At 52.8% G+C, this 716-nt stretch carries 1 protein-coding gene; it reads right to left on the bottom strand.

Going from position 1 to position 716, the window contains the following annotated elements; all coding sequences use genetic code 11:
- Window positions 1-70 precede the first annotated feature (70 nt).
- The gene (locus tag AC1DRJ_RS30965; RefSeq protein ID WP_477805463.1) at window positions 71-382 is read right to left on the bottom strand and encodes a DUF7693 family protein; all 312 of its coding nucleotides are present in this window, start codon (window positions 380-382) and stop codon (window positions 71-73) included.
- Window positions 383-716: the final 334 nt, after the last annotated feature.

The following is a 716-nucleotide window of genomic DNA, read 5'->3' as shown; positions in this document are numbered from 1 at the left end:
GCTTTTATCCAGCCGAATATTGGCGGGCGATTGCACGAAGAGTGCGCGGTGCAGCAGAACTTAAAGGGTGTCATGAGATGCGGCGGAGCATTTCCTCGAGTTGGCGATGCTCTTCAGGGGCCAAAAGCTCTACAGGATCAACTGCATCTCTTGAGCTGAAGTCGTACTTCCGGCCTTCGGGGCTGAAGCAGCTATCACAGTAGTCTAGGGTTCCACAGTCGTTGAAGAATGTGATGACCCAGCCATCGAAGTCGACGGTCATCAATCCGCAGTAGATCTCGTCCCAACTGGTCGTGGTGATTCGGCGCATTGAGCGTGAAGCGACAGAAGCATCACGGAGTATCTGGTAAACCTCTCGAACGGTGAGCATTCTTGTATCCATGGTGGAATAGCCTAGAAAACTGTGGCGGTTAAACCCTGCGACGTCTAGCCGCAGGTCTTGGCGAAAGGATTCGAGCTAAGGTCGATGGGAGTTCAGCCAGAAGTAGCAAATACGCACTCACAACTGGGCGGAATCGGACGGAAATGGCAGGTAGTCTGACCTAGACGCTTGTGCCAAACCAATCTTGTAAGACGACTTCAAAGGAGATCCATTTTGGGCGCTGGTGGTCTCATCGCAAGTCCGCCAAAAGAGGAGCCAGCGTCCACGTACCTCAGCGCTGACTTGATGTCTTTCCACCCGACATAACTCATCAGCGACTTGATGTCCCAACCAT

It is taken from the genome of Pseudomonas sp. P5_B2, assembly GCF_056400445.1.
The sequence above is the reverse complement of the archived record's forward strand: the minus strand, read 5'-3'. Positions and strand labels throughout refer to the sequence as shown.

What these genes read in the sequence shown, in the direction of transcription:
- AC1DRJ_RS30965 (WP_477805463.1), bottom strand. Translation starts at nt 382, where the DNA reads ATGGATACAAGAATGCTCACCGTTCGAGAGGTTTACCAGATACTCCGT.